Source organism: Mesorhizobium sp. M7D.F.Ca.US.004.03.1.1 (assembly GCF_003998635.1).
In the GTDB taxonomy this organism is placed as follows: Bacteria; Pseudomonadota; Alphaproteobacteria; order Rhizobiales; family Rhizobiaceae; genus Mesorhizobium; species Mesorhizobium loti.
The window spans coordinates 1-4,905 of record NZ_RZQG01000442.1 but is presented as its reverse complement, the minus strand read 5'-3'; the positions used below and the strand labels follow the sequence as shown (position 1 = coordinate 4,905).

The following is a 4,905-nucleotide window of genomic DNA, read 5'->3' as shown; positions in this document are numbered from 1 at the left end:
GCACGGAGAGCACGACGAGACCCATGATCAGCGTCGGGATCGACATCAAAAGGTCGACGAGACGGGACAGCAGCGTGTCGAACCAGCCGCCGAAGACGGCCGCCGAGAAGCCGAGGATGGCGCCGAGCGAGAACGACAGCGCGGTGGCCAGCACCGCGATGAACAGGGTGATGCGGGCGCCGTAGATCATGCGCGAAAGCAGATCGCGGCCGAGATTGTCGGTCCCGAGCAAATGGGTCGCCGACATAGGTTCCCAGACATCGCCGACGATTTCGCCATTGCCGTGCGGCGCAATCCACGGTGCGAAGACCGCCGCCAGCACGAACAGTGCCGTCAGGACTATGCCGATCAGTGCGGGGATGGGGATGCGTTTGATATCGAGCATATCCGCCCCCTATTTCGGATGTCTGAGACGCGGATTGGCGACGATCGCCGCTATGTCCGCAATGATGTTCAGGCTGATGTAGACTGCGGCGAAGATCAGGCCGACCGCCTGGACCACCGGCACGTCGCGTTTGGTGACGTGGTCGACCAGATACTGTCCCATGCCCGGATAGACGAAGATCACCTCGACGACGACGACACCGACGATGAGATAAGCGAGGTTGAGCATGACGACATTGATGATCGGCGCGATGGCATTGGGGAAGGCGTGCTTGCGGATGACGTTGAAGGCCGACAGGCCTTTCAGTTCCGCCGTCTCGACATAGGCCGACTGCATGACATTGAGGATCGCCGCACGTGTCATGCGCATCATGTGGGCGAGCACGACCAGCGTCAGCGCCGTCGCCGGCAGTGCGATCGCCTGCATCCGCTCGCCGAACGGCATGCCGTCATAGACGGTCGAAATGCCGGGGAATATCTGCCATTTCACGGCGAAGAAATAGACGAGCACATAGCCGATGAAGAATTCGGGGAAGGAGGTCGAGGCAAGCGCAAGTCCTGAGATCAGCTTGTCGACCCAGCCATTGCGGTAGCGCACCGCGATCAGGCCGAGGATAATCGCCAGCGGCACCGCGACGACCGCCGCCCAGAAGGCGAGGAACAGCGTGTTCCACAGCCGTCCCTTGATCGACGTGGCGATATCCTGCCCACTCGACATAGCCGTGCCGAGATCGCCGGTCAGCACGCCGCCCAGCCAATGGAAATACCTGAGATAGGCCGGCTGGTTGAGCCCGAGCTGCTCGCGCAGATTGGCGAGCGACTCCGGCGTCGCCGACTGTCCGAGAATGGCTTGCGCGACGTCGCCGGGAAGGATCTGGGTGCCGGCGAAGATCAGGACCGAAACGGCCAACAAGAGGAGAATGCCCAGCGCAACGCGCTGGGCCACCAATTTCAAGATGGGTGAGGACATATCCGCAAGGCCAAGCTCAGGCTTCGAGCCAGCACTTCGCCAGCGCGTAGCCGTTCATTAGCTCCTGATGTGGATCGTCGACCCAGCCGCCGACCTTGGCGCCGGTCGCGTCGATGAACTGGTTGAACATCGGCAGGATCAGGCCACCGTCGTCGCGCACCATGACGGCCATGTCGTGGTACATCTGCTTGCGCTTGGCCTCATCGAGCTCGGCGCGCGCCGCCAGCACCATCTTGTCGAAATCCGGACGGATGAAACGCGTGTCGTTCCAGTCGGCGGTCGACAGATAGGCGGTCGAGTACATCTGGTCCTGGGTCGAGCGGCCGCCCCAGTAGGAAGCGCAGAAGGGCTGCTTGTTCCAGACCTCGTTCCAGTAGCCGTCGCCGGGCTCGCGCTTGATCTCGAGCGTGATGCCGGCCTTGGCCGCGCTCTGCTGGAAGAGCTGCGCTGCATCGACGGCGCCGGGGAAGGCGACATCCGAAGTGCGCAGCAGCACCGAGCCGTCGTGACCAGATTTCTTGAAGTGGAACTTGGCCTTGTCCGGGTCGTACTTGCGCTGCTCGATCTCGGTGAACAGCGGATAGGACGCATTGATCGGGAAGTCGTTGCCGAGCGAGCCGTAGCCGCGCAGGATCTTGTCCAGCATTTCCTCGCGGTCGATCGCCAGCTTCAGTGCCATGCGCAAATCGGCGTTGTCGAACGGCGCCGTGTTGCAATGCATGATGAACACGTAGTGGCCGGGACCCGCGTGGTTGCGGATGGTAACGCCCGGCAGGCGCTTGATCAGGTCGACGATCTTCGGCTCGACGCGGTTGATCATGTTGACCTGGCCGCCCTGCAGGGCGGCCGTGCGCGCCGTCGCGTCGTTGATGACGATGACCTCGATCTGGTCGGCATGGCCCATCTTGTCGCCTTGCCAGTAATTGGCGAAGCGCTCGGCGCCATGGCGCACGCCGGGCTCATTGGTCTTGACCACGTAAGGGCCGGCCGAGATGCCGGCATCTGGCTTGTCCTTGCCGCCGTTCGGCTGGACGATCAGGTGATAGTCGCTGAGCAGGTAGGGAAGGTCGGCGTTCGCCTCCTTCAGCGTCAGCACCACTTCCTTGCCACTGGCCTTGATGGTTTCAATGCCCTTCATGTAGCCGAGCGCGCCGGATTTCGACTTCTCGTCGGAATGGCGCTCGAGTGTGGCGGCCACGTCCTCAGCGGTCACCGTCTTGCCGTTGTGGAATTCGACGCCGTCGCGGATCTTCAGCGTCCAAACCTTGGCGTCGTCTGACGAGCCGATCTCCTCGGCGATGCGGTTCTCGAGCTTGCCCTCGGGGGACAGCTCGACGATCATTTCGCCCCAGCACTTGCCGAAGGCGAACGGCACCTGTGTCATCATCAGCGCCGGATCGAGGCTGTTGGTGGATTCGCCGCCGACCAGGCCGGCCTTCAGCGTACCGCCCTTGACCGGGCCGGCCGCGCGCGCAGCGCTTGAAAGCAGCGAGTTGGCGAAGGGTGCGGAGACACCGAGCGCTGCCGCCCGGCCGAGAAAATCACGACGGCTCAGCTTGCCCGATGCGACACGCCGGCTAAGGAATTCGAGTTCGTTTGACATATTGAGTTCCTCACTCTGTTGGTTCGACTCTGCGGTCGTTTTTCTTGTTTCTTGTGAGGAGAATAATGACCGCAAGGGAAAGCGGTAAGCAAGACCGAATGCGACATGCCGTGGCGTAAATCGTACGTCGCAATTGGACCAACGAAATCGGCGCTCAAAGAAGCGCGCGCGGCACCTTCTCCTCGAAATTGCGCTCGAAAACGAGTTTCTCGCCCTCATAGGCCTCGATTCTGGCGCTGACGATGAAGTTTTGCGCGTCCGACCGCATTTCGGCCGATGTCTCGGTGCGCACCGACCATCCATTTCGCGACAGGGTCTGCGTCCAGTGCGTCTTTCCCGAGGCCGACAGCGGATCGTCGGGATGGATCGTCCAGGTCTCGCGAGCGATGCTGCCATTGGCCAGGCCATGAGCGAGATCGCGCACCTCGCCGAAATCATCATCGATGGAAAGTGTCACGATTCCCGTTTTTTCGTCACGATCGACATGACGCTCGGAATTGGCGGCGCGGATCGTCTCTGTTGCCCAGGGGGTGGCCCCCTCCGGCTCGGCGAACGTCACTTCGTCGCCTGTCGCCAGCGGCCGCAGCGGCAAGCTGAGCGTCGCCGCCGACAAGGTGAGCTGGACCGGCTCCGGCGATGGCCAGATGGCAGGCCAATAGGTGTTCGAAACGGCAACGCGCAGCCGGTGGCCGGCCGGAACGCGGTAGGCGCATTGATCGAGCACGGCGCGCACTGAGACGATTTCACCCGGCACCAGTGCTTCCGGGAATTCGTGCGAGTTGCGATGCGTCAGATTGAGCACGCCATAGGAAATCAGCTCCGAGGCACCGTCGGGATGCACGTCGCACAGCCGGACCGCGATATTGGCCTGCGGACGATCGGAGGATAGCCGCACCTCAACTTCGGGCGCGCCGACGATGTCGATCGCCTCGTTGAGTTCCGGCTGGTCGAAACACACCGACAAGGCATCGTCGGGGCGCTGATCGCCGGGCAGTTCCGGGCCGAAGGTGAACGGGAAATACTCGCCGCCGGCCAGGCCGCAGCTTTGCGGCGATGCGACGATGGCGGGTTCGCCTGCGGGGATCAGATCGACCGTTTGCGTCTTGATGGTTGGCGAGGGCCATTCCTGCTCCGCCACCCAGCGGCCTGGTCGCTCGGGATGCCAGCGTGCCGGACGCACGCTGTCCATCACATAGGCGCGGTAGGCAGGGTCGGCCTCGACGCCGGTGTCGACATCCTTCAGCCAGCGGTCCCACCAGCGCAACGCCTCCTGCAGGAAGCCGATGGCGGGCTTAGGCCCGGCGTAGTGCGGGTATTTGTGGATCCACGGCCCGATGATGCCCTTGACCGGGGCTTCGATGTTGCTGGCCAGATGCGAGACGGTGTTGCGGTAGCCGTCATGCCAGCCGCCGATCGACAGCACCGCGGCTTTGACGGCGGAAAAATCCTCGCAGATCGAGCCGCGCTTCCAGTAGGCATCGCGGTGCTGGTGCTTCAGCCACAGAGGTGCCAGGAAGGACTGGTTCTCCAGCCGGGTCAGCCATAGATCGCGCCATCTGTTGTCGCCGGCCAGCAGCGGGTCCGGCGGCCGCGACGAGTAGGAGAGCATGGTCGAGGCCCAGCCGAAATTCTCGATCAGCAGGCAGCCGCCCTTGTAGTGGATGTCGTCGGCATAGCGGTCGACGGTCGAGCACAGGCTGATCACCGCTTTTAGCGCTGGCGGCTGCTTGGCCGCCACCTGCAGGCAGTTGAAGCCGCCCCAGGAAATGCCCATCATGCCGACATTGCCGTTGCACCAAGGTTGGCTTGCCGCCCAGGCGATGACGTCGCAGGCGTCCTGCAATTCCTGCTCGGAATATTCGTCGTCCATCAGCCCTTCGGAATCACCGTTGCCGCGCATGTCGACGCGGATCGAGGCGTAGCCGTTGCCGGCGAAATAGGGATGCGT

General features: G+C 63.0%; 3 protein-coding genes and 1 pseudogene. All 4 read right to left on the bottom strand.

What is annotated here, in order from left to right; translation table 11 throughout:
• A pseudogene (locus tag EN935_RS22210) lies at positions 1 to 385 on the bottom strand (ABC transporter permease); the annotation flags it as partial.
• A gap of 9 nt (positions 386 to 394) precedes the next feature.
• Positions 395 to 1,354: an ABC transporter permease gene (locus EN935_RS22205; RefSeq protein WP_127262629.1), complete on the bottom strand. Its 960-nt coding sequence runs from the start codon at positions 1,352 to 1,354 to the stop codon at positions 395 to 397.
• Positions 1,355 to 1,370: 16 nt separating this feature from the next.
• Complete coding sequence (locus EN935_RS22200; protein ID WP_109665565.1) at positions 1,371 to 2,957, bottom strand: ABC transporter substrate-binding protein; 1,587 nt, start codon at positions 2,955 to 2,957, stop codon at positions 1,371 to 1,373.
• 154 nt (positions 2,958 to 3,111) lie between these two features.
• Positions 3,112 to 4,905: CocE/NonD family hydrolase (locus EN935_RS22195; RefSeq protein ID WP_127373617.1), on the bottom strand; the 1,794-nt coding region annotated here is incomplete at its 5' end.